This window comes from Rivihabitans pingtungensis (assembly GCF_003201855.1).
GTDB lineage: Bacteria > Pseudomonadota > Gammaproteobacteria > Burkholderiales > Aquaspirillaceae > Rivihabitans > Rivihabitans pingtungensis.
The window spans coordinates 59,068-82,590 of the sequence record NZ_QJKI01000013.1 but is presented as its reverse complement, the minus strand read 5'-3'; the positions used below and the strand labels follow the sequence as shown (position 1 = coordinate 82,590).

The window sequence follows — 23,523 nt, the reverse complement described above, 5'->3', positions numbered from 1 at the left end:
AATGGCCGCCGGCCTGATGGCGCGGCCTGCGATTGCCTACGGATCTGCCATGCCTGCCAATCTATTGATCGTCGAATCGCCGTCCAAGGCGAAGACCCTGAAAAAATACCTGGGCAGCGATTTTGAAATTCTCGCTTCCTATGGCCACATCCGCGACCTGGTGCCGAAAAACGGCGCCGTGGATCCGGACAAAAACTTTGCGATGAAATACCAGATCATCGCCAAGAACAGCAAACACGTGGACGCCATCGCCGCCGCCGTGCGCGAGGCCCAGCACATCTATCTGGCAACTGACCCGGACCGCGAAGGTGAAGCGATTTCCTGGCATTTGCTGGAAATCCTGAAAAACAAAAAGCTGCTGAAAGACAAAACCGCCCAGCGCGTGGTGTTTCACGAAATCACCAAGCAAGCCGTGCTGGACGCCGTGGCCCACCCGCGCGACATCTCGCAAGAGCTGGTCAACGCCCAGCAGGCGCGCCGCGCGCTGGATTATCTGGTGGGTTTTAATCTGTCGCCGCTGCTGTGGAAAAAAATCCGCCGTGGCCTGTCCGCCGGCCGCGTGCAAAGCCCGGCGCTGCGGCTGATTTGCGAGCGCGAAGCCGAAATCCGCGCCTTTGTCTCGCAGGAATACTGGTCCATCCACCTGGACAGCCACAAAGGCCGCACCAAATTCTCCGCCCGGCTGACCCACTACCAGGGCAATAAACTCGACCAGTTCGACATCCCCGACGACGCCGCCCAGGCCGCCATTCTGGCCGCACTGAACGGCCAGTCGGCGCAAGTCAGCGCCGTCGAAAAGAAAAAGAAATCACGCAGCCCGGCCGCGCCGTTCACCACCTCCACCCTGCAACAGGAGGCCGTGCGCAAACTGGGCATGACCACCGACCGCGCCATGCGCGCCGCCCAGCAGCTGTACGAAGGCGTGGACGTCGGCAGCGGCGGCACCATCGGCCTGATCACCTATATGCGGACCGACTCGGTGGCGCTGGCCAACGAGGCGGTGACCGAAATCCGTCATTACATCGACAAGCACTTTGACGCCGACTACCTGCCCAAAGCGCCAGTCACCTTCAAGAACAAGGCCAAAAACGCCCAGGAAGCACACGAAGCCATCCGCCCGACCTCGATCTACCGCACGCCGGAGGCGCTCAAGCCCTTCCTGACCGCCGAGCAGTTCAAGCTGTACGACATGATCTGGAAGCGCACCCTGGCCTGTCAGATGACCCCGGCCAAGTTCGACACCACCAGCGTGGACATCGCCGTCGGCGGCGCGCTGAGCACCTTCCGCGCCAGCGGCCAGATTCTGGTGTTCCCCGGCTTTATCGCCGTGTACCAGGAAGGCGAAGATGATGTGGTGGACGAGGGCGAAGCCAAGCTGCCGCCGCTGGAAGTGGGCGACGCCCTGCCGGTAGACAAACTGTATGGCGAGCAGCACTTCACCCAGGCGCCGCCGCGCTTCTCGGAAGCCAGCCTGGTGAAGGCGCTGGAAGAATTTGGCATCGGCCGGCCATCGACTTACGCCTCGATCATCAAGACGCTGAAAGACCGCGAATACGTCAACCTGGATAAAAAACGCTTTATCCCCACCGATACCGGCGACATCGTCAATAAATTCCTGACCGAGCATTTTCAGCAGTACGTCGATTACAACTTCACCGCCAAGCTGGAAGACCAGCTCGATGAAATCTCCACCGGCAAGCGCGAGTGGGTGCCGGTGCTGGACGGCTTCTGGAAGGGCTTTCACAAGCAGCTGGAAGAAAAAGAAGGCATCAGCCGCGCCGAAGTCACCACCGAAGCGCTGGACGAAGCCTGCCCCAAGTGTGGCAAGCCGCTGAACATCCGCTTTGGCAAACGCGGCCGCTTTATCGGCTGCACCGGCTACCCGGAATGCGACTACACCCGCAACCTCAACGATGACCCCAACGCCCCGCAAGAAGCGCCGGTGGTGATCGAAGACCGCGTGTGCCCGGAAGACGGCGGCCAGCTGGTGGTGAAAAACGGCCCGTATGGCAAGTTCATTGGCTGCGCCAACTACCCCAAGTGCAAGCACATCGAGCCGCTGGAAAAACCCAAGGACACCGGCGTGGAATGCCCGGAGTGCAAGGCTGGCCACCTGATCGAACGCAAGAGCCGCTACGGTAAGTTGTTCTACAGCTGCAACACCTACCCCAAGTGCAAGTACGCCACCTGGAACCCGCCGGTGGCCGAACCCTGCCCGAAATGCGGCTGGCCGATCCTGACGCTGAAAACCACCAAGCGGCGCGGCACCGAGAAGGTCTGCCCGCAAAAAGAATGCGGCTACAGCGAAGTGGTGATTCCGCCGGAACCGAAACCGGGCAAAGAAGAAGCCTGAGTGTTTCCCGCCCATCAAAAAACCGCGACGATTTCTGTCGCGGTTTTTTGATGGGCCTACGCCCAGCCCGGCGCGACGCTTACTCCGCCCCTTCCGCCAAAAACCCGCCGCTCTGGTGCGCCCACAAGCGGGCGTACAGCCCACCCTGCGCCAGCAGGCTGGCGTGGTCGCCCTGCTCGACAATACGGCCCTGGTCCAGCACGATCAGCCGGTCCATGGCGGCAATGGTGGACAGCCGGTGGGCAATCGCCACCACGGTTTTGCCTTCCATCAGTTGATACAGGCTGCCCTGAATGGCGGCTTCCACCTCGGAATCCAGCGCGCTGGTGGCTTCGTCCAGCAGCAGGATGGGGGCGTTTTTCAGCATCACCCGGGCAATGGCGATGCGCTGGCGCTGGCCGCCGGATAACTTCACCCCGCGTTCGCCGACGTGCGCTTCGTAGCCGCGCCGGCCCGCCGGGTCGCCGAGGCCCAAGATAAACTCATGCGCCTCGGCGCGGCGGGCGGCGGCGATCATCTCGGCGTCGCTGGCCTCGGGGCGGCCGTAGCATAAATTGTCGCGCACCGAGCGGTGCAGCAGCGAGGTATCCTGGGTGACCATGCCCACCTGGCTGCGCAGGCTGTCCTGGCTGACGCGGGCGATGTCCTGGCCGTCGATCAAAATCCGCCCGGCGCCGACGTCGTCAAAGCGCAGCAGCAAATTCACCAGCGTGGATTTGCCCGCGCCGCTGCGCCCCACCAGGCCGATTTTTTCGCCGGGGCGGATGGTGAGGTCGAGCTGGTCGATGACGTTTTTGTCGCCGCCGTAGCTAAAGCTCACCTGCTCAAAGCGGATTTCGCCGCGCGTCACTTGCAAGGCGCTGGCGTCGGCGCGGTCGGTGACGCGCACCGGGGTGGACAGCGTGCTGATGCCGTCCTGCACCGTGCCGATATGCTCGAACAGATTGGACATCTCCCACATGATCCAATGCGAAATCCCGTTCAGCCGCAAGGCCATGGCGGTGGCCGCCGCCACCGCGCCAATGCTCACCTCGCCCTCGCTCCAGCGCCACAAGGCCGCGCCAGCGGTGCAGGCAATCAGCAGCATGCTCAGCGTGTGATTGACGATCTCAAAACTGCTGGCCAGGCGCATCTGCCGGTACACCGTCCGCATAAAATCCTGCATCGCCGCCCGAGCAAACCCCGCCTCGCGCTCGCCCTGGGAAAACAGCTTCACCGTGGCGATATTGGTGTAAGCATCGGTAATCCGCCCGGTCATCAGGCTGCGCGCATCCGCCTGCGCGCTGGCGGCGCGGCTGAGCCGGGGGATAAAGATTTTCAGCGCCAGCACATAACCGGCCAGCCAGCCCAGAAACGGCGTCATCAAGGCCAGATCAAACCCGCCCACCACCGCCACCATGGTGACAAAGTAAATGGTGATGAACACCATGATGTCACCGACAATCATCATGGTGTCGCGCACCGCCAGCGCGGTTTGCATCACCTTGGCCGACACCCGTCCGGCAAACTCGTCCTGATAAAAGCGCATGCTCTGGCCGAGCAGATGGCGGTGGAAATTCCAGCGCAGGCGCATGGGGAAATTCCCCTGCAAACCCTGGAATTTGCACAGCGACTGCACCGTCACCAGCAAAGGGCTGGCCAGCAAAATCCCCGCCAGCAACAATAAATGCCCCTTTTGCTGCGCCCACAACTGCGAGGCCGGCGTCTGGCTTAACCAATCCACCACCGAGCCCAGCATGGAAAACAGCAAGGCCTCGAACACTCCGATGGTGGCGGTCAGCAGCGTCATCGCCACGATCAAGCCGCGCACCCCCGCACTGGCCGCCCACAAAAACGGAAAAAACCCCGCCGGCGGCTGCGGCGGTGGGCCATCCGGGTAGGGATTGATGCGACGCTCAAACCAGGAAAACATGTAACACCTTCAACAATATGATTCAGATTCAGGATTATATGGAGCTATGCTCACACAATGCCTAGCATCGGGCAGCGGGGACGCCAGCAAGAGCCGCTCACAAAACCCTCCTGGCGTGGTTGCACGACCTTGCCGTACTGCTTGTACTGTCTACGGTCGTGCGCCTGGCCAGGACCGCTGCGCTGGGTTTTGTGAGCGGCGCTAAGAGGCCACTTTGCCGTCCGGTTTGTCTTGCTTTCCCCTGTTTCTTTGGCGAGGCCAAGAAACAGGGGCGAATGCGGGCGGTGGCCTGACCCAAAATCAGCCTTGGAAAAACGGTGCGTCGGCACCGCACACCCTTTTCCCCGACAATCCCTCTCGATTCTTCCCGCTCATCGTTTTAGACTTCAGCTTTGATCCCCGACGACCGAGATTCACCGCCATGGCCTTCAAGACCTCCGCCCTGTATTGCCTTGCCGCCGTCGCCACCCTGGCCGGCTGCGCCAGTTCCTCTGACGTGGACGATGTGCGCCGCCAGCTTGCCGAACGCGACACCGCCTCGCAACAACGCCTGGCGCAGATCGAATCCAAAATCAGCAACGAAAAACTGCTGGAAATGGTCACCCAGGTCGAACAACTCAACGCCGAAGTCGCCCGCCTGCGCGGCGAACTGGATGTGCAGAACTACACTCTGCAAACCACCCAAAAACGCCAGAACGACCTCTACAGCGACCTCGACCTGCGTCTGGGCAAGCTGGAAAGCGGCGGCAAAGCCTCCGGCAAAACCAGCGCCGCCGCGCCTGCCGCCGCCCCGGCGGCGGATAACGGCGAAGCCAGCGGCAAAAGCGCCGACGCCAAGGCCGACAAAGCCGACGAAGCCGGGCAAACCTACGACCGGGCATTGACCCTGTTGCGCAACCGCGAGTTTCCCAAAGCCATCTGGCTGCTGAAAACCTTCCCGGACAAATACCCCGGCGCCAGCCAACTGGGCGACGTGCAATACTGGCTGGGCATGGCCTACGCCGCTGATCACCAGTGCAAACAGGCGGTGACGGTGCACACGGATTTCACCAGCAAATACGCCAACCACCCGAAAGTGCCGGATGCCATGCGCAATATCGGCAACTGCCAGCGCGATCTGGGCGACGCCAATGCTGCCCGCACCACCTGGAACAAGCTGATCAAGCAATTTCCCGGCAGCGACGCTGCCGGCAAGGCCAAGCAACAATTGGCGGCGCTGAAGGAGGGGTGATGGCGCTTAACGTAGAACACCTGCTGCGCACGGCCAACACCCTGGAGCAGGCCTTGCTGGCCTTGCGTCAGCACAGCCACCCCGATGACGTGATGTTCGACCTGTTTCGCAATGCCGCGATCAAAAGCTTTGAGTTGTCATTGGAAACGGCCGGCAAATTGTTGCGCAAGGCGCTGAAAGCCTATAGCGGCAACCCGCGCAGCGTGGATGCGCTGGTGTTCAACGATGTGCTGCGTCAGGCAGGGCGCCATGGTTTGCTGGACCAATCCGGTGTTGAGCGTTGGCTGGCCTACCGCGCCAATCGCAATAACACCGCCCATGACTATGGCCAAGACTTTGCCAACCACACACTGACCTTACTGCCTGACTATTTGCAAGACGTGCGCCAGCTGGCGGGGCATTTGCAAAAGGTGTTCGATGCCAGCGCATGAGCTCACCTCTCTCGATCTGGCGCCGCGCCATCTCCAACTGGTGCTAAATTTGCTGTGTCAGCACACGCCGCACGCCGAGGTGTGGGCGTATGGCAGCCGGGTAAGCGGCGGTGCACAGGAATGCAGCGATCTGGATTTGGTCTTGCGCCTGCCTGGCGCGCTGGATCAACCCGTCACGGGCGCTGCAGCGCTGACCTTGGCTTTGCAAGAGAGCCTGTTGCCCATCAGTGTGGATATTCACCAATGGGCGCAACTGCCGGAATCGTTTCGACGCAATATCGATGCGGCGCATATCGTGTTGCAAACAGGCCAGCCTGCACCGGGGTGAGGATGGCGAGCAAGCCTGACGATGTCCAGGACGCCTGCCCTGAAAGCGTGTAGGGCCCAAAAAAGCCGCGACAGCCATGTCGCGGCTTTTTTGGGCCTTAGCGTCGCTCACAAAACCCAGTGCGGCGGTCCCGGCTAAGCGTGCGGCCACAGACACTACAAGAAGCGCAACAACGCCAGGAGGGTCTTGTGAGCAGCTCTTAGCCGCTGTTGCGCAGGCCGGCGGCAATGCCGTTGATGGTCTGGTGCGCGGTGTACAGCAAATCGGCGGCGTCTGGCGTCTGGCGCAGGCGGCGGATCAGCTCGATTTGCAGGATGTTCAGCGCATCCATGAAGGGCAGGCGGTTGGCCAGGCTGCGCGCCAGCGAGGGGTTGTCGGCCAGCAGGTCTGCTTGCCCGGTGATCAGGGTGAAGGCGTCGCGGGTGCGTCGCCATTCGGCTTCGATCAGGCCAAAGATATGCTTGGCCAGGCTCTGGTCGGACACCAGCGCGGCGTAGCCGGCGGCAATCTGCAAATCGCTCTTGGCCAGCACCTGCTCCATATTGGACAGCGCCACCTGGAAAAACGCCGAATTGCGGTACAGCGCGCGCAGGCGGTCGCGGCCAGCGTCGCCGTGTTCTTCCACATAGGCGGCCACTGCGCTGCCCACGCCGTACCAGCCCGGCAGCATCACCCGCGCCTGCGCCCAGGAGAACACCCAGGGGATGGCGCGCAGGTCTTTGATGCTGGTCAGGCTCTTGCGCGAGGCCGGGCGGCTGCCGATGTTGAGCTTGGCGATTTCATTGATCGGCGTGGCTTCCAGGAAGTACTGAATAAAGCCCGGCGTTTCCACCAGCGAGCGGTAGGCGTGGAAGGCGCGCTGCGACAATTCGCCCAGCGTGGCTTCTTCGGCCGGCGGGGTGTCGTGCACCGTGCTCAGGCTGGCTTCCAGCGTGGCGGCCAGCAGGGCTTCCAGGTTGCGCAGGCCGATTTCCGGGTCGGAATACTTGGCGCCAATCACCTCGCCTTGTTCGGTGATGCGGATTTGCCCGGCCACCGAGCCGGCCGGCTGCGCCATGATGGCCTCGTAAGATGGGCCGCCGCCACGGCCGACCGAACCGCCGCGACCATGGAACAGGCGCATGCGCACGCCAGCGGCGTCGAACACCTTCACCAGGCGGCGCTCGGCCTGGTACAGCTCCCACTGGCTGGTGAAGTAACCGCCGTCCTTATTGCTGTCCGAATAGCCCAGCATCACCTCTTGCGTGTCCTTGCGGCTCTTGAGCAGGGTGCGATACCACGGCAGGGCGAACAGCTCGCTCATCACCCCGGCGCTGGCGTCCAGGTCGGCGACGGTTTCAAACAGCGGAATGATATTGACGGTGGCGGTCGGCTCGCCGTCCACCACGCGCAGCAGGCCGGCTTCTTTCAGCAGCAGCGCCACTTCCAGCAGGTCGCTGGCGCTGGCGCAGTTGGAGATAATGCAATTGGGCAGGGCTTTTTTGCCAAAGCGCGTCTGAATCTGCGCGGCGGCGTTGAACAGCGCCAGCTCCTTGCTGGTTTGCTCGCTGTAGTCGACAAAGGGCGAGAACAGCAGACGCGGCGATTGCAGCTCGGCCAGCAGCATCTGCTGGCGGCCGGCTTCGTCGGCGGCCAGATAATCCCCGGCGCCGGCCTGGCTGAACAACTCGGCCACCACGGCTTCAAAAATGCCCGAGAACTGACGCATGTCCAGCGGCATCAGCGAGAAGCCAAACACCTCGACCGCGCGAATCACGTCGCGCAGGCGGCCGGCAGCCAGCGTCTGGCTGCCGTGGGCGCACAGCGAGTCGGCAATCACCTGCAAGTCGTGCGCCAGCTCGGTGGGCGAGTGGTACACCGTGGCGCCGGTATTGGCAAAGCGGCCGTCAAACGGCACGTCCAGCGCCTGGGCGGTGGCGGTCAGCCGCGCTTGCAGGGTGGCCAGCGCGCGGCGGTAGGGCTCTTCCTGGCGGCTTTCGGTGTGGTCGGGGCTGTGGCTGGCCAGCGCGGTCAGCGCCTCGCTCACCTTCACCCGGCGCGCCGACAGCGACAATTCGCGGTACAGCTGGTCCAGCTCGCGGCCATACCAGGCAAACGCCACTTCCGCCTGACGCTGGGCGGCGTACAGGGTGACGTCGGCGGTGACAAACGGGTTGCCGTCGCGGTCGCCGCCAATCCAGCTGCCAATACGGAAGAAATTCGGCAGCGTCAGCCGCTGGCCCCATTCGCGCGAGATGGCGTCTTCCAGGCTGGCGTACAGCTTGGGCAGCGCAGTAAAGAACGTGGTCGGGTGGTAGGCCACGCCGTTTTCGATTTCGTCTTTGACGGTGAGCTTGAACGGGCGGATTTCCGAGGTTTGCCACAGCGCCAGAATCACCCGCTTGAGCTTGGCCTCGATTTCTTCGCGGTCTTCGCGCCCCAGCGACGGATCGGCCAGTTTGGTGAGAAACTTGCGGATGGCCTTGTGCGCGTCCAGCACGCTTTGGCGCTGCACCTCGGTGGGGTGGGCGGTCAGCACCGGCGAAATTTGCGCATGCTCAAAAAAATCCACCAGCGCGGCAAACGGCACGGCGTCGTGCTTCAGGCGCTGAATCGCCAGCGCCAGGCTGCCTTGCTGCGGGGCCGAACCAGCGGCGCGGTGGGCGCGGCGACGGCGGTTGTGGTGCAGGTCTTCGGCCAGATTGGTAAGCTGTGCATAAAAACCACAGGCGCGCACCAGCGCGGCGGCGGCGGCGGGCGACAGCTCGGCCAGCCGGCGGGATAATTCCGGCGTGCCGACGCGATCGTGGGCCTCCACCGGAATGGTGCGCATCTCGTGATAGACCGCTTCGCCCTCTTGTTCACGGACGATCTCGGCAAGCAGGCGGTCCAGTCGCGCCAGATCGTGGCGCAGCGGCAAGTCTTTTTCAGTTTCGTTCATCATGGCGGGATACCGTGTTCAAAAGCGAAGCGGTTACAATTCTGTCAAATTACATTAGGAAAGCACCATGAAGCAACTTGTCATTGCCAGCCGGGAGAGCGCGCTGGCCATGTGGCAGGCGGAACACATCCAGGCGCGGCTGCAAGCCTTGTATCCGGGCCTGAGCGTGAGCATCCTGGGCATGACCACCCAGGGCGACCAGATTCTGGACAAAACATTATCGAAAATCGGCGGTAAAGGGCTGTTCGTTAAAGAACTGGAAGTCGCCCTGCAAGAAGGCCGCGCCGATCTGGCGGTGCATTCCATGAAAGACGTGCCGATGAACCTGCCCGACGGTTTCGAGCTGGCGGCCATCTGCACCCGCGAAGATCCGCGCGATGCGTTTGTCTCCAACCGCTACGCCGCGCTGGCGGATTTGCCCGACGGCGCCGTGGTGGGCACCTCCAGCCTGCGCCGGGAAAGCCAACTGCGCGCACGCTACCCGCACCTGACCATCCGCCCGCTGCGCGGCAATGTGCAAACCCGGCTGCGCAAGCTGGACGACGGCGAATTCGACGCCATCATCCTGGCGGCGGCGGGCCTCAAGCGCCTGGGCTTGTCCGAGCGCATCCGCATCGAGCTGGCCCCGCAAGAAAGCCTGCCGGCGGTGGGCCAGGGCGCGCTGGGCATTGAGATTCTGGAAGGCCGCGCCGAGCTGGCCGCGCTGCTGGCGCCGCTGAACGACGCCGTCACCGCCGCCTGCGTGCGCGCCGAACGCGCCATGAGCCGCGCGCTGAATGGCTCCTGCCAGGTGCCGCTGGGCGGCTACGCCGTGCAGCGCGGCGACATGCTCACCCTGAACGGCTTTGTCGCCAGCGTGGACGGCCAGACCTTCCTCACCGCCCGCGCCGACGCCCCGGCGCGCTATGCCGACGCGCTGGGCCGCGCCGTGGCCAAGCAGCTGCTGGACAAGGGCGCGGACGACATCATCGCCGCGCTGGATTTGTGAGCCAGGTTCAGCCGCTGGCCGGCCGGCGCGTGGTGGTCACCCGCCCGGCCGGCCAGGCCGGCGCGCTGATGGCCAAGCTGGCCGCCGCCGGCGCCACGCCGATTGCCCTGCCGGTGATCGACATCGCGCCGGCCGACGCCGCCACCCTGCGCGCGGCGGCCGATGTCACCCTGGCGGCGGATCGGGCGATTTTTGTGTCGCCCACTGCCATCGAACTGCTGTGGCCGCATCTGGCCGGCCGGCTGGGCGCGCGCCCGGCGCTGGCCACGGTGGGCGCCGCCAGCGCGCGCCGGCTGGGCGAACTGAGCCAGCGGCCGGTGTTGCACCCGCAAGGGCGCAGCGACGCCGACGCGCTGGCGGCGCTGCCGGAACTGGCCGCGCCCTTGCACGGTCAACGCATTGCCCTGGTGAAGGGCAGCGGCGGGCGTAGCCCGCGCCTGGCCGCGCAATTAAGCGAACGCGGCGCCGAGGTGACCATGCTGGACGTCTACCGCCGCCAGCCGGCCAGCCCGGATTGGCATCATGTGGACGCTGCCCTGGCCGGCCCCGGCGTGGATGCCGTGGCGCTGACCAGCTCGGAAGCAGTGGACTGGTTATTCATGCTGGGTGGCGAGTCGCGCCGGGCAACGTTACAATCCTTGCTCTACGTGGCGCCTCACCCGCGCATTGCCCAGCGCCTGGCCGAATGCGGCGCCTCGCGCTGTCTGATTACCGCAGCGGATAACGACGCCCTCGTCGCCGCGCTTTGCGAATGGTTTGAAACCCGCCCATGACTACAAGCTCGCCGTACACCCCTCCCCGCCCGGCCCGCAAACTGAACGTCGCCCTGCTGCTGGCGCTGGCCGCCCTGGCCACGGCCGGCGGCCTGTGGCTGGACAGCCGCGCCTCGCTGGACGCTTTGCAACAGACGCTGACGCAAAAAGCCGGCGCCGCCAGCGGCGTGAGCAAGGACGTGCAGGCGCGCGCCGAGCACGCCGACAAAACCGCTCGCGAAAACAGCGCGCGGCTGGCCGCGCTGGAAGGCAAGGTGGGCGATTTTGCCGGCCAGGCCGCCGCGCTGAACAGCCTGTACCAAGAGCAGTCGCGCAACCGCGAAGACTGGATGCTGGCCGAAATCGAACACGCCTTGAATCTGGCCGGGCAGCAATTGCAACTGGCCGGCAATGTCGCCGCCGCCAGCAGCACGCTGGAAGCCATCGACGCCCGGCTGGCCAAGCTGGACCGCCCGCAATTCATCCCGCTGCGCAAGGCCCTGGGCCAGGATCTGGGCCAGCTGAAATCCGCCCCGGCGGTGGACGTGGTGGGCCTGACCGTCAAGCTGGATCGCCTGGCGGCCGAGATCGACGCGCTGCCCTTGGTGATCGACCACGCCCGCCAGCAGGCCGACGCCACGCCCGCGCCCAGCCACCAGGGCGTGCCGGCCTGGCAGCGCCTGGGCGAGCAATTGCTGGACGACATCGGCCAGCTGATTCGCGTGCGGCGCATGGACAAACCCGAAGCGCTGCTGCTGTCGCCCGAGCAGGCGTTTTTGCTGCGCGAAAACGTCAAGCTGCGTCTGCTGGGCGCGCGCGTGGCGGTGTTGCAGCGCCAGGATGCGCCATTCCGCACCGACCTGAGCGCCAGCGAACGCTATGTGCGCGGGTATTTTGACACCCAGGCGCCGGCAGTGGGCGTCTGGCTGGCCGCGCTCAATGAAATCAAGACCACCCAGCTGTCCGTGCGCGTGCCCGACATCAGCGCCAGCCTGCGGGCGGTGCGCGCCTTGCAGGGCCGTCCCCAGGAGTAAGTGATGAAAGTTGTGCTGTGGATTGTCGGCCTGTTCGCCCTGGCGGTGGGTCTGTCCTTGTTTGCCCAGATCAACACCGGCTACGCCATCGTGTTTGTGCCGCCCTACCGGGTGGAGCTGTCGCTGAACATGACCCTGCTGCTGGCGGTGGGCCTGATTGCCGTGTCGTATGGCCTGCTGCGCCTGCTGGCCGCCACGCTGAACCTGCCGCATGAAGTGGCGGTGTTCCAGCGCCGCAAAAAGCTGCGCATTGCCCGCCACGCGCTGGTGCAATCGTCGCTGGCGTACTCGGAAGGCCGCTTCCAGAAGGCCGAGCGTGAGGCGCTGCGCGCCTGCGAAAACGAACAAAGCCCGGAAAACCAAGGCGTGGCGCTGCTGCTGGCGGCGCGCGCCGCCCACGCCATGCGCGCCTACGACCGCCGCGATGGCTATCTGGCGCGCATGGACAGCCTGGGCAATGGCCTGCAACTGGCCCGCCGCATGCTGGAAGCCGAGCTGCTGCTGGACGAAAAACGCACGGTGGATGCGCTGGCGGCGGTGGAAGCCGCGCGCGCGCAATCGCCCAACCTCACCGCCGCACTGCGCCTGGAGCTGAAAATCCGCCAGCTGCAAAGCTCGCCCGAGCATGTGCTGGCGCTGACGGAAAAACTGCTCAAATCCGAAGCCATCAGCGCCGAACAAGCGCGCCGCTACCGGCTGGCCGCCTACCGCGACCAGCTGCCGCAGCTGATCGACGGCCAGGAGCTGCGCCAGTGGTGGCAGCGCATTCCGGCGCAAGAGCGGCAAAACCCCAGCCTGGCGCTGGCGGTGGCGCAGCAATACGCCAAGCTGGAGCAAGCCGACGACGCCGCCCACCTGCTGCAAGGCCTGTTGGAAGACGACTACAGCAGCGAGCTGGTCAGCGAACTGGGCGAACTGGCCGACCAAGTCAGCGAGGCGCGCCGCATCGAACTGCTGCGCCTGGGCGAGGCGCTGCTGCCCAGCCATAGCCGCGACGCCCAGCTGTTGCTGACCCTGGGCCGCCTGGCCCGCGCCGGCAAGCTGTGGGGCAAGGCGCAAAGCTATTTTGAGGCCAGCCTGTCCATCCAGCCCACCCTGGCCGCCCACGCCGAACTGGCGCGGCTATTGCAGGCGCTGGACCGCGCCGACGAAGCGCGCCGGCACTTTGACGCCTGCCTGGAGCTGGCGCTGGCGGAGGTGTAAACCCACCGATAGCCTGATGCTGTTCGCACGCGCGGCGTGCCGGTTTGCCGGCCGCCGCGTAGTTTTTGCCGCCATCCGGCGTCGGGCTATAATGCCGCATCCGGGCGCCTCGCCCCCATTATTCTCGAACACACCCATGGCCCTGCTCAATATCCTGCATTACCCCGACCCCCGTCTGCACACCCGCGCCAAGCCGGTGGCCCAGGTGGATGACCGCATCCGCACCCTGATTGCCGACATGGGCGAAACCATGTACGCCGCCCACGGCATCGGCCTGGCCGCCACCCAGGTGAATGTGCACGAGCGCGTGGTGGTGATTGATCTGTCTGAAGAAAAAAACCAGCTGCAAGCGTTTATCAACCCGGAAATCATCGCCCGCTCGGAACAAGAAGAAATCGGCGAAGAAGGTTGCCTGTCGGTGCCGGCGGTTTACGATAAAGTGCCGCGCGCCAGCCAGGTGACGGTGCGCGCGCTGGACGCCAACGGCCAGTCATTCACCGTTGAGGCCGATGGCCTGCTGGCGGTGTGCCTGCAACACGAGCTTGACCACCTGGAGGGCAAGGTGTTTGTGGAATACCTGTCGCCGCTCAAGCAAAACCGCATCCGCACCAAACTGAAAAAACAGGAAAAGCGCACCCTGTAAGGGCGCAGGAGAGCCGCCCGATGAAACTGATTTTTGCCGGCACGCCGGAATTCGCCGCCAGCGCGCTGCAAGCGCTGATTGACGCTGGCCACGACATCGCCCTGGTGCTCACCCAACCCGACCGCCCGGCCGGGCGCGGCATGAAGCTGAAAGCCAGCCCGGTGAAAACCCTAGCGCTGGCGCACGGCCTGCCGGTCAGCCAGCCGCTGACGCTGAAAACCGCCGAAGCCCAGGCGGAAATCGCCGCCGTCGGCGCCGAAGTGATGGTGGTGGCCGCCTACGGGCTGATTCTGCCCAAAGCCGTGCTGGAGATGCCCACGCGCGGCTGCCTGAACATCCACGCCTCGCTGCTGCCGCGCTGGCGCGGCGCGGCGCCGATTCATCGCGCCATCGAGGCCGGCGACGCAGAAACCGGCGTCACCATCATGCAAATGGACGTCGGCCTGGACACCGGCGACATGCTGCTGACCGTGCGCGAGCCCATCCACGCCGACGACAGCACCGGCAGCCTGCACGACCGCCTGGCCGCCCAAGGTGCGCAAGCCATGGTGGCGGCGCTGGCCCAGCTGGACGCGCTGAGCCCGCAGCCGCAGCCGGCCGAGGGCGTGACCTACGCCGAAAAAATCGGCAAGGCCGAAGCCCAGCTGGATTGGTCGCTGCCGGCGGAAGTGCTGCACCGCAAAATCCGCGCCTTCAACCCCTTCCCCGGCGCCAGCACCCTGGCCGGGGGCGAGGCGCTGAAAATCTGGCAAGCCCAGCTGGCCGACGGCGCCGGTGCGCCGGGCGAGGTGCTGGCAGCCGACGCCGACGGCGTGCGCATTGCCTGCGGCAGCGGCGCGCTGCTGGCCACCCAACTGCAAGCCGCTGGCGGCAAACGGCTAGCCGCGCGCGAGTTTCTGGCCGGCCACAGCCTGCCAGCGCGGCTGGGCGAGTAAGACGCTCTCACAGAATGCGCCTCGCCAGGGTCGCTGTGCTGAGTTTGCGAGCCAGGCCAAGCCACACAAACGGACATGATGCTAGTCATGGTCAGCGGCGCATCTTCGGGTAAAATGCCCCCTTCCTGACAGATTCCGCCGCTCATCCGCATGCAACTGGTCGCCCTTGGTCTTAACCACCACACCGCCCCGCTCGCCATCCGCGAACAGCTGGCTTTCCCGGCCGAGCAGCTGGCGGACGCGCTGCGCGACCTGACCGACTCGCGCGCCGCGCACGAGGCGGCCATCCTGTCCACCTGTAATCGCACCGAAATCTACGCTGGCGCCGAGAACATCGACGCCGTGCTGCACTGGCTGGCGCGCAATCGCGGCCTGGACGTGGACACCCTGCGGCCGTATCTGTATCTGCTGGACGCCGAAGCCGCCGCCCGCCACGCTTTTCGGGTGGCCTCCGGGCTGGACTCCATGGTGCTGGGCGAAACCCAGATCGTTGGCCAGATCAAGGACGCAGTGCGCGCCGCCGAGCAATGCGGCGCGCTGGGCGTGCTGCTGAACACGCTCTTTCAAAAAACCTTCTCCGCCGCCAAGGCGGTGCGCAGCCAGACGGCGATTGGCGCCAACTCGGTGTCGATGGCCGCCGCTGGCGTCAAGCTGGCCTTGCAGATCTTCCCCAGCATCCGCGAGCTGAATGTGCTGTTCATCGGCGCGGGCGAGATGATCGAACTGGTGGCCACCCACTTTGCCGCCCAGCAACCGGCCGGCATCACCGTGGCCAACCGCACGCTGGAACGCGGCGAGCGCCTGGCGCAAGAGTTTGGCGGCCGGGCGATTGTCTTGCAGGACTTGGCCAGCCAGCTGGCGCAGCACGACGTGGTGGTGACCTCCACCGCCTCGCCGGTGCCGGTGCTGGGCAAGGGCGCGGTGGAAAAAGCCCTGAAAGCGCGCCGACACAAGCCGATGTTCATGCTGGACCTGGCCGTGCCGCGCGACATTGAAGCCGAAGTGGGCGAGCTGGCCGATGTGTTTTTGTACACGGTGGACGACATCGCCGCCATTGTTGACGCCGGCCGCGAAGAACGCCGCGCCGCCGCCGAGACCGCCGAAGGCATCATTCAGGAAAAAACCCGCGAGTTCAGCCAATGGCTGGCCGGCCGCGACACCGTGCCGGTGATCCGCGCGCTGCAAGTCGAAGCCGAACGCGTGCGCCGCCACGCGCTGGAAGCCGCCGCCAAACGCCTGCACAAGGGCGAAGCGCCGGAAGACGTGCTGGAGTTTCTCTCCCGCCAGCTCACCAACAAGCTGCTGCACCCGCCGCTGCAAGCGCTGAACAGCCACCACGGCCAGGCCAAGGCCGAGCTGACCGACGCGCTGGCGCGGCTGTACAACTTGCGGCCGGACTAGCGACGCGGCCGCCCCGCACGAAATCAAACCAAGCGCGCCTAAACGTATTAAAATTGCCGGTTTGCCGACTGGCGCACCCTGGGCGCCGCTGTCCGTCTGTCTCTGCCCGCACACGCGCGGGCCACGGAAAGAACACCCGACGATGAAAGCCTCGATTGCCAGCAAACTGGATCAGCTGGTTGACCGGCTCGATGAAGTGACGCGCCTGCTGTCCACCGAAGAAGCCACCCGCGACATGGAGTCGTTTCGCAAGCTCACCCGCGAACACGCCGAACTGACCCCGGTGGTCGAGCAATACCAGGCATTTCGCCAGTGCGAGGCCGATATGCGCGCCGCCGAAGAGCTGCTGGCCGACCCGGACATGCGCGAACTGGCGCAAGCCGAGCTGGAAGACGGCAAAGTCCGCCTGGGCGAGCTGGAGCTGGCGCTGCAAAAACTCCTGCTGCCGCGCGACCCCAACGACGAACGCAATATTTTTCTGGAAATCCGCGCCGGCACCGGCGGCGATGAGTCGGCGCTGTTTGCTGCTGATTTGTTCCGCATGTACTCGCGCTTTGCCGAACGCAATCGCTGGCAGGTGGAAATCGTCTCCGCCAGCGAGTCCGATCTGGGCGGCTATAAGGAAATTATCGCCCGGCTGGTGGGCTTTGGCGCGTATTCCAAGCTGAAATTCGAATCCGGCGGCCACCGCGTGCAGCGCGTGCCCGCCACCGAAACGCAAGGCCGCATCCACACCTCGGCCTGCACCGTGGCGGTGATGCCGGAAGCCGACGAAGTGGAAGCAGTCAACATCAACCCGGCCGAACTGCGCATCGACACCTTCCGCGCCTCCGGCGCCGGCGGCCAGCACATCAACAAAACCGACTCCGCCGTGCGCGTCACCCACCTGCCCACCGGTATTGTGGTGGAATGCCAGGACGACCGCAGCCAGCACAAAAACAAGGCCCGCGCCCTGGCCGTGCTGGCCTCGCGCATCATGGACGTGCAACTGCGTGAACGCCAGGCCAAAGAAGCCGCCACCCGCAAAAGCCTGGTGGGCTCGGGCGACCGCTCGGAACGCATCCGCACCTATAACTTCCCGCAGGGCCGGGTGACCGACCACCGCATCAACCTGACGCTGTACAAACTCGATCAGGTGATGGACGGCGACCTGTTTGAACTCACCGAGGCGCTCAGCGCCGAACACCAGGCCGAACAACTGGCGGCAATGGGGGAGTGAGGCGACCGCGCCCACTGAACAAAGCACCACTCAGCACAACGCCCTGGCGAATCCGCCAGGGCGTTGTCTTTTACCAAGCCAAATACGGCGCTTAGCCTTGCAGCTTCCAGTCCAGCGTTTCGCCCGCGCGCAGCGGCACCAGCGGGGCGTCGTCCAGATAGGCCAGGGTGGCCGGCACGGTCCAGCTTTCCCGGCGCAGGGTCACCGTGCCGCTGTTGCGCGGCAGGCGGTAGAAGTCCGGGCCGTTAAAGCTGGCGAAGGCTTCCAGTTTGTCCAGCGCCCCCACCGAGTCGAAGGCTTCGGCATACAACTCCAGCGCGGCGTGGGCGGTGTACATGCCGGCGCAGCCACAGGCGGCTTCTTTGGTGTGGCGGGCGTGCGGGGCGCTGTCGGTGCCCAGGAAGAACTTGGCCGAGCCGCTGGTGGCGGCCTTGAGCAGTGCCTGGCGATGGGTTTCGCGCTTGAGCACCGGCAGGCAGTAGTGGTGCGGGCGGATGCCGCCCACCAGCATGGCGTTGCGGTTCATCAGCAGGTGGTGCGCGGTCAGCGTGGCGGCGACATTGGCCGAGGCGCTGGCGACAAATTCGGCGGCCTGGGCGGTGGTGATGTGCTCCAGCACCACGCGCAGCTCGGGCAGGCGGGCAATCAGCGGGGCCAGGGTGCGTTCGATGAACACCGCTTCGCGGTCGAAGATGTCGATGTCCGGGTCGGTGACTTCGCCGTGCAGCAGAAAGGGCAGGCCGACTTCGGCCATTTTTTCCAGCACCGGCAGGCAGTGTTCCAGCGAGCTGACGCCCGAATCGGAATTGGTGGTGGCGCCCAGCGGGTAGAGTTTGACGCCATGCACGATGCCGCTGGCCTTGGCGCGGACGATTTCATCCGGCGTGGTGCGGTCGGTCAGGTACAGCGTCATCAGCGGCTCGAAAGTCATGCCGGCCGGCAGCGCGGCCAGGATGCGGGCGCGGTAGGCTTCGGCGTCGGCGACGGTGGTGACCGGCGGCTTGAGGTTGGGCATGACGATGGCGCGGCCAAACTGGCGGGCGGTGTCGGGCAGCACGGCGGTGAGCGCCGCGCCGTCGCGCAGGTGCAGGTGCCAGTCGTCTGGGCGGGTGAGGGTAAGCGTGTCGGTCATGGTCGGGCTTTGCGGGTGAAAACTGTTACATTATAACATTTATCCGGGCGCTGGCGCAGGGCCGCGGCGGATGCTCAGCGTCGCTTACTTGCGGCGCAGCACCATGACGAACTTGCCCTCGTCGGTGACGATGCTGTCTTCCAGGGTGTTGCCGGTTTGCCGACAGAAGGCGGCAAAATCGCCCGGTGCGCCGGGGTCGGTGGCGGTGACGCGCAGCACCTGGCCAGAGCTCATGTCAGCCAGGGCTTTTTTGGCGCGCAGGATGGGCAGGGGGCAGTTCAGCCCGGAAAGGTCGATGTCTTTGTCGGCAGTCATGGCTCGCTGGCTCAGGTAGAATGCAAAGACCTTATTTTAGCCCAGCGGCCTTGCCATGTGCCTGATCGGAATCGCTTACCAACATCTGCCCGGCACGCCGCTGTTATTGCTGGCCAACCGCGATGAATATTACGCGCGGCCGGCACGGCCCATCGATCGCTGGGAAGACGCCCCGCATATTCTGGGCGGGCGCGATGGACAAGCCGGCGGCAGTTGGCTGGCGGTCAGCGAATCCGGCCGGGTGGCGGCAGTCACCAATGTGCGCACCGGCAGCCGGACGCCCGGCCGGCGCTCGCGCGGCGAGCTGGTGCAAGCCTGGCTGCAAGACAGCCGCCCGGCGGCCGAGTTTGCCGGCTGGCTTCAGGCGCAGCGCGGCGAGTATGCGCCGTTTAATCTGCTGTTTGGCTGCCTGAACGATTTGTATTGTTTTCATAGCCCGCGCGCGCTGCTCAGCCGGCTGCGCCCCGGTGTGCATGTGCTGAGCAACGGCCTGCCGGATGCGCCGTGGCCCAAGAGCGAGCGGCTGCGCGGCTGGATGAGCGCCATGCACAGCTTGCCGGCCGACGAGGTGATGCTGGATTGGCTGGCCGACCGCACGCCAGCGCCGGTAGAGGCCCTGCCCAATACCGGCGTGGGCCTGGCGCTGGAGAAATTCCTGTCGCCGGTGTTTATTGCCGGTGACGATTACGGCACCCGCGCCAGCACCGTGCTGACACTGGGCAGCAAGGGGCGTGGCGTGCTGGTCGAGCGGGTATTCCACGCCGGCCGGCCGCAAGGCTCGCGCCGGCTGTCGTTTGCCGTGCAAGCCAGTGCACGCGCGTGCTGAACCTGATGATTTGTTTGTTGAAGGATACCCCCGTGAGGCGTTTTTCCCTGCTGGCCGCGCTGGCCGTCGCCGTCCTGAGCCCGCTGGCTCAGGCTGAATACCGCAACGACATGTTTAACCAGAATTACGTCTGGGAAACCGAAAAACCCTGGGAAGAAAAAACCGTCGAGCTGCCAGCCTACCCGGACGGCAAGCACTGGCAAGAATTTGAAGTCGGCCCCACCACCCGCAACCGCCACGCGGTAGACACCGCCACCTTGCGCATGGACGACGACGGTGTGGTGCGCTTTGCCGTGCGCGTGCAAAGCCCGGACGGCGCGGAAACGCTGACTTACGACGGCCTGCGCTGCGAAACCCGCGAGCACAAGCGCTACGCCATTGGCGCTGACAATAAAACCTGGGCGCCGTCCCGCTCGTCGCAGTGGCGGCGGCTGGAATCTGGCCAGGCGGTGCTGCGCGCGCTGGAAGAGTTTTATCTGTGCGTGGACCGCAGCCCGGTGGCCAGTGTGAACGAAGCCATCCGGCGCATGAAGCAACGCTAAGCGCCGCATCAGCCTCAGGCAAACAAGGCAGCATCACGCGCCAGTGCACGGGCTGCCTCCGCGTCGATCACGCCTTGCCCGCACAGCGCCAACAAAGCGTGATCCAGCGTTTGCATGCCCTGCGCCTGGCCAGTTTGCATCGCCGAGTACAGTTGGGCGGCATCACCCTCGCGCAGATGATGACGCACGGCCGGGTTAGCCAACAGCACCTCAAACGCCGCCACCCGCCTAGCGCCATCAGCCGTCTTGATCAGCGTCTGCGCCACCACGGCGCGCAGGCAGTCGGCCAGCACGGCGCGCGCCATGTCGCGTTCGGCGGCGGGCAGGCTGTTGATCACCCGGTCTGGCGCTTGCGCTGCCGACTGGGTGTGCAGGGTGGCCAGCACCAGATGGCCGGTTTCGGCAGCGGTCAGTGCCAGACGCATAGTGTCGGCGTCGCGCATTTCACCCAGCAGGATCACGTCCGGGTCTTCGCGCAAGGCGGCGCGCAGCGCAGTGGCAAAGCCGTGGGTGTGGCGGCCCACTTCGCGCTGGTGCACCACGCTGAGCTGGCAGGGGTGGATGAACTCGATCGGGTCTTCGATGGTCAGGATGTGAGCAGCGCGCCGGGCATTGATGCGCGCCAGCAGCGCCGCCAGCGTGGTGGATTTGCCTGATCCCGTTGCGCCGGTCACCAGCACCAGGCCATGCGGCAGGCGATCCAGCGCACACACGGCAGGTGGCGCACCCAGGTGTTCCAGCGCTGGGGCGTGCTCGGGAATCAAACGAATGGCCGCCGCCGGACCACGCTGCTGGCTGAATACATTCACCCGGCAACGGCCGCTATCCGGCCAGGCCAGGGCAAAGTCGCACTCGTGCGCTTCGGCATATTGGCGGCGCTGGCCTTCGTCCATCATCGAATGCAGCAAGGCGCGCACCTCGGCGGCAGACAGCGCAGGCAGGGCAATCGGGCGGATGTCGCCATGCACGCGCAACAGTGGCGGCAGGCCGGCGGACAGATGCAGGTCAGAGGCGTGCTGGCTGCGGGCAAAGGCGAGAAGATCGGGGATTTCCATTTATACTGCACCTTTCTTCAATGGCCTGGCCAATCATTCCTGACGTTGCGGAACATGATCACAGAAAGGGCGCACCAGGCTTGCGCCCCAGTGGAGGGGACTTTACCATGACAATCGAATCAGCGCTGCGCGCCACGCGCGAGCGGCTGGCGCAGGCAGAAGCCGCCGCCGGCCGTGAGGCGGGTTCGGTGCGCCTGCTGGCGGTGAGCAAGACTTTTCCCGCCGAGGCGGTGCGCGAAGCTGCCGCCGCTGGCCAGCAGTGCTTTGGCGAAAATTACGTGCAGGAGCTGGCCACCAAGGCCGTCGAGCTGGCCGAATTGGGGCTGGAATGGCATTTCATCGGCCCGCTGCAAAGCAATAAAACCCGGCCTGTAGCCGAGTGCGCGCACTGGGTGCATTCCATCGACCGCCTGAAAATCGCCGAACGGCTGTCGGCACAGCGCCCACAAAACATGCCGGACTTGCAGGTTTGCCTGCAGGTGAATGTCTCGGGTGAGGCCAGCAAAAGCGGCGTCAGCCCGGCAGAAATCCCGGCGCTGGCCGCGGCGGTGGCGGCGCTGCCGCGCCTGCGCCTGCGCGGGCTGATGTGCATTCCCGAGGCCACCGACGACTTGCCGCGCCTGCGCGAACAATTGGCCGTGCTGCCACAGCTGCGCACGCAGCTGGCCGAACAGGGCCTGGCGCTGGACACCCTGTCGATGGGCATGTCCGCCGACCTGGAGCTGGCGGTGGCCTGTGGCTCGACCCTGGTGCGCGTAGGCACCGCCATTTTTGGTGGCCGCACGCCGCGTCACCCTGCCTGACCTTCACCCATCGGAATTCATTGTCATGATGCACATCACTTTCATCGGCGGCGGCAATATGGCCACCGCCATCATCGCCGGCCTGACCAAGGCCCGTGGCTGCCAGATCAGCGTGGTCGAGCCCAATGCCGACAAGCGCGCACAGTTGGCCCAGCAGTTTGGCGTGACCACGCAGGAGCAGCTGCCGGTGTATTTTGGCAGCGGCCAGATTGTGGTGCTGGCGGTCAAACCGCAGCAGCTGCGCGAGGTGTGCGGCGGGCTGGCCAGCCGGCTGGATGGCGCGCTGGTGCTGTCGATTGCCGCGGGCGTGGGCGTGTCGGCGCTGTCGCGCTGGCTGGATGGCCACGAGCGCATTGTGCGCATCATGCCCAACACCCCGGCGATGATCGGCAAAGGCGTGGCCGGCCTGTACGCGCCGCGTGGGGTGGACGAGCAAGACCGCGACGCCGCCCAACGCATCATGGCGGCAGCCGGCAGCACAGTGTGGCTGGATGAAGAATCCGGCATCGACGACATCACGGCGATTTCCGGCAGCGGCCCGGCCTATGTGTTTTATTTTATCGAAGGCCTGATCGACGCCGCCCGTCAAATGGGCTTTGACGACGCCACCGCCCGCGAGCTGGCGCTGGGCACCTTCGAGGGCGCGGTGGCGCTGGCGCGGCATAGCGGCGAAGACATTGCCACCCTGCGCGCCAATGTCACCTCCAAGGGCGGCACCACCGAGCAGGCCATCGCCAGCTTTGACGCCAGCGAGCTCAAGTCGGCCATCCTGCGCGGGGCGCGCGCCTGCCGCGCCCGTTCGGTGGAGCTGGGCGTGCAACTGAGCCAGGACTGACATCATGCTGCTGGATATGCTGCGTTTTTTGCTGGGCACGGTCAGCCATTTTTTTGCGCTGATCCTGCTGCTGCGTTTTTACCTGCAAGTGGCGCGCGCGCCGTTCAAGCACCCGCTGGCGCAGTTCACCGTCACGCTGACCAACTTCGCGGTGATTCCGATTCGCCGCCTTGTGCCCAGCGTGCGCGGCTACGACAGCGCCACCCTGCTGCTGGCCTGGCTGGTGACGCTGATTTCCACGCTGGTTCTGCTGTGGCTGTCGCCGTTTCCGTATAACTTTGCCGCGCCGCAAAGCTGGCTGGCGCTGGCCTTGCTGGCCACGCTCAAGGTGTTTGTGCTCTCGCTCTACCTGCTGATGGGTGCCTTGGTGGTGCAGGCCATTCTGAGCTGGGTGAACCCATACAACCCGCTGGCGCCGATTCTGGACAGCCTCACCCGGCCGTATCTGCGTCCGTTCGAGCGCCTGCGCATCGGCGCGGTGGAGTTGGGCCCGCTGGTGTTGCTGCTGATTTTGCAAATGCTGGTGGGCATTCCGCTGGCGCGACTGGAATGGCTGCTGCTGAGCCAGATGCAAATGTTGATGTAATCTTGATCTGAGTCGGCGCCCGGCGGCAGAAAATGGGAGTAAGCTGCTGGGCGCACAAAGCTGTGTGATCTCCCTATCC

General features: G+C 65.2%; 22 protein-coding genes. 17 read left to right on the top strand and 5 right to left on the bottom strand.

Translation table 11 applies throughout. From position 1 onward, the window contains the following. Positions 1 to 49 precede the first annotated feature (49 nt). On the top strand, positions 50 to 2,353 hold the full coding sequence (topA, locus tag DFR34_RS10710) for a type I DNA topoisomerase (RefSeq protein ID WP_110391161.1): 2,304 nt from the start codon (positions 50 to 52) through the stop codon (positions 2,351 to 2,353). 79 nt (positions 2,354 to 2,432) lie between these two features. Here topA and DFR34_RS10705 read toward each other — a convergent pair whose 3' ends face one another. Further along, positions 2,433 to 4,265, bottom strand: a complete 1,833-nt coding sequence (locus tag DFR34_RS10705) for an ABC transporter ATP-binding protein (RefSeq protein ID WP_110391145.1) — start codon at positions 4,263 to 4,265, stop codon at positions 2,433 to 2,435. 421 nt (positions 4,266 to 4,686) lie between these two features. On the opposite strand from DFR34_RS10705, the gene ybgF reads away from it, so the two are divergent. From ybgF to DFR34_RS10690, 3 genes are read left to right on the top strand one after another with little or no spacing between them, the layout of a single operon-like run. Continuing rightward, a complete protein-coding gene (gene ybgF, locus DFR34_RS10700) occupies positions 4,687 to 5,496 on the top strand; it encodes a tol-pal system protein YbgF (protein WP_110391144.1) in 810 nt (269 codons plus the stop codon). Continuing rightward, positions 5,496 to 5,927 carry a nucleotidyltransferase substrate binding protein gene (locus tag DFR34_RS10695; protein WP_110391143.1) on the top strand — a complete coding sequence of 144 codons (432 nt, stop codon included), beginning with the start codon at positions 5,496 to 5,498 and terminating at the stop codon, positions 5,925 to 5,927. The genes ybgF and DFR34_RS10695 overlap by 1 nt, the downstream gene beginning before the upstream one ends. Further along, positions 5,914 to 6,255, top strand: coding sequence for a nucleotidyltransferase family protein (locus DFR34_RS10690; protein WP_110391142.1), 342 nt, complete (start codon positions 5,914 to 5,916; stop codon positions 6,253 to 6,255). Before DFR34_RS10695 ends, DFR34_RS10690 begins: the two co-directional genes overlap by 14 nt. 199 nt (positions 6,256 to 6,454) lie before the next feature. Here DFR34_RS10690 and ppc read toward each other — a convergent pair whose 3' ends face one another. Beyond that, positions 6,455 to 9,178, bottom strand: a complete 2,724-nt coding sequence (gene ppc / locus DFR34_RS10685; protein ID WP_308418010.1) for a phosphoenolpyruvate carboxylase — start codon at positions 9,176 to 9,178, stop codon at positions 6,455 to 6,457. A 64-nt stretch (positions 9,179 to 9,242) separates the two neighbouring features. Between ppc and hemC the strand changes: the two genes are divergently transcribed. The 8 genes from hemC to prfA all read left to right on the top strand — a co-directional run bounded on the left by hemC (position 9,243) and on the right by prfA (position 17,350). Then, positions 9,243 to 10,163 (top strand): hydroxymethylbilane synthase, encoded by a 921-nt coding sequence (gene hemC / locus DFR34_RS10680; RefSeq protein WP_110391141.1) that lies wholly within the window; start codon positions 9,243 to 9,245, stop codon positions 10,161 to 10,163. Further along, positions 10,160 to 10,936: a uroporphyrinogen-III synthase gene (locus DFR34_RS10675; protein WP_245906867.1), complete on the top strand. Its 777-nt coding sequence runs from the start codon at positions 10,160 to 10,162 to the stop codon at positions 10,934 to 10,936. The genes hemC and DFR34_RS10675 overlap by 4 nt, the downstream gene beginning before the upstream one ends. Then, on the top strand, positions 10,933 to 11,949 hold the full coding sequence (locus DFR34_RS10670; RefSeq protein ID WP_110391140.1) for a uroporphyrinogen-III C-methyltransferase: 1,017 nt from the start codon (positions 10,933 to 10,935) through the stop codon (positions 11,947 to 11,949). Before DFR34_RS10675 ends, DFR34_RS10670 begins: the two co-directional genes overlap by 4 nt. 3 nt (positions 11,950 to 11,952) lie before the next feature. Further along, positions 11,953 to 13,152: a heme biosynthesis HemY N-terminal domain-containing protein gene (locus DFR34_RS10665; RefSeq protein ID WP_110391139.1), complete on the top strand. Its 1,200-nt coding sequence runs from the start codon at positions 11,953 to 11,955 to the stop codon at positions 13,150 to 13,152. Between the two features lie 136 nt (positions 13,153 to 13,288). Beyond that, positions 13,289 to 13,795, top strand: a complete 507-nt coding sequence (gene def, locus DFR34_RS10660; protein ID WP_110391138.1) for a peptide deformylase — start codon at positions 13,289 to 13,291, stop codon at positions 13,793 to 13,795. A 20-nt stretch (positions 13,796 to 13,815) separates the two neighbouring features. After that, the gene (gene fmt / locus DFR34_RS10655; protein WP_110391137.1) at positions 13,816 to 14,730 is read left to right on the top strand and encodes a methionyl-tRNA formyltransferase; all 915 of its coding nucleotides are present in this window, start codon (positions 13,816 to 13,818) and stop codon (positions 14,728 to 14,730) included. A gap of 150 nt (positions 14,731 to 14,880) precedes the next feature. Then, positions 14,881 to 16,131, top strand: coding sequence for a glutamyl-tRNA reductase (hemA, locus tag DFR34_RS10650; protein ID WP_110391136.1), 1,251 nt, complete (start codon positions 14,881 to 14,883; stop codon positions 16,129 to 16,131). A 142-nt stretch (positions 16,132 to 16,273) separates the two neighbouring features. Then, on the top strand, positions 16,274 to 17,350 hold the full coding sequence (prfA, locus tag DFR34_RS10645) for a peptide chain release factor 1 (protein WP_110391135.1): 1,077 nt from the start codon (positions 16,274 to 16,276) through the stop codon (positions 17,348 to 17,350). A gap of 91 nt (positions 17,351 to 17,441) precedes the next feature. On the opposite strand, the gene pyrC is transcribed toward prfA, so the two are convergent. Both pyrC and DFR34_RS10635 read right to left on the bottom strand, forming a co-directional pair. Next, a complete protein-coding gene (gene pyrC, locus DFR34_RS10640) occupies positions 17,442 to 18,482 on the bottom strand; it encodes a dihydroorotase (protein ID WP_110391134.1) in 1,041 nt (346 codons plus the stop codon). Between the two features lie 84 nt (positions 18,483 to 18,566). Further along, the gene (locus DFR34_RS10635) at positions 18,567 to 18,797 is read right to left on the bottom strand and encodes a sulfurtransferase TusA family protein (protein ID WP_110391133.1); all 231 of its coding nucleotides are present in this window, start codon (positions 18,795 to 18,797) and stop codon (positions 18,567 to 18,569) included. A 55-nt stretch (positions 18,798 to 18,852) separates the two neighbouring features. Here DFR34_RS10635 and DFR34_RS10630 point away from each other — a divergent pair, with 55 nt between their 5' ends. Both DFR34_RS10630 and DFR34_RS10625 read left to right on the top strand, forming a co-directional pair. Beyond that, positions 18,853 to 19,623, top strand: coding sequence for an NRDE family protein (locus tag DFR34_RS10630; protein ID WP_110391132.1), 771 nt, complete (start codon positions 18,853 to 18,855; stop codon positions 19,621 to 19,623). 32 nt (positions 19,624 to 19,655) lie between these two features. Next, positions 19,656 to 20,165 (top strand): CNP1-like family protein, encoded by a 510-nt coding sequence (locus DFR34_RS10625; RefSeq protein ID WP_158281795.1) that lies wholly within the window; start codon positions 19,656 to 19,658, stop codon positions 20,163 to 20,165. A gap of 14 nt (positions 20,166 to 20,179) precedes the next feature. Here the strand turns inward: DFR34_RS10625 and DFR34_RS10620 are convergent, their stop codons facing one another. Then, a complete protein-coding gene (locus DFR34_RS10620; RefSeq protein ID WP_110391130.1) occupies positions 20,180 to 21,220 on the bottom strand; it encodes a type IV pilus twitching motility protein PilT in 1,041 nt (346 codons plus the stop codon). A 107-nt stretch (positions 21,221 to 21,327) separates the two neighbouring features. Here DFR34_RS10620 and DFR34_RS10615 point away from each other — a divergent pair, with 107 nt between their 5' ends. The 3 genes from DFR34_RS10615 to DFR34_RS10605 are packed head-to-tail and all read left to right on the top strand — an operon-like array spanning position 21,328 to position 23,444. Continuing rightward, entirely contained in the window at positions 21,328 to 22,023 is a 696-nt protein-coding gene (locus tag DFR34_RS10615; RefSeq protein ID WP_110391129.1) for a YggS family pyridoxal phosphate-dependent enzyme, read from the top strand. A 28-nt stretch (positions 22,024 to 22,051) separates the two neighbouring features. Next, the gene (proC, locus tag DFR34_RS10610; protein WP_110391158.1) at positions 22,052 to 22,858 is read left to right on the top strand and encodes a pyrroline-5-carboxylate reductase; all 807 of its coding nucleotides are present in this window, start codon (positions 22,052 to 22,054) and stop codon (positions 22,856 to 22,858) included. Between the two features lie 4 nt (positions 22,859 to 22,862). After that, the gene (locus DFR34_RS10605) at positions 22,863 to 23,444 is read left to right on the top strand and encodes a YggT family protein (RefSeq protein WP_110391128.1); all 582 of its coding nucleotides are present in this window, start codon (positions 22,863 to 22,865) and stop codon (positions 23,442 to 23,444) included. Positions 23,445 to 23,523 lie beyond the last annotated feature (79 nt).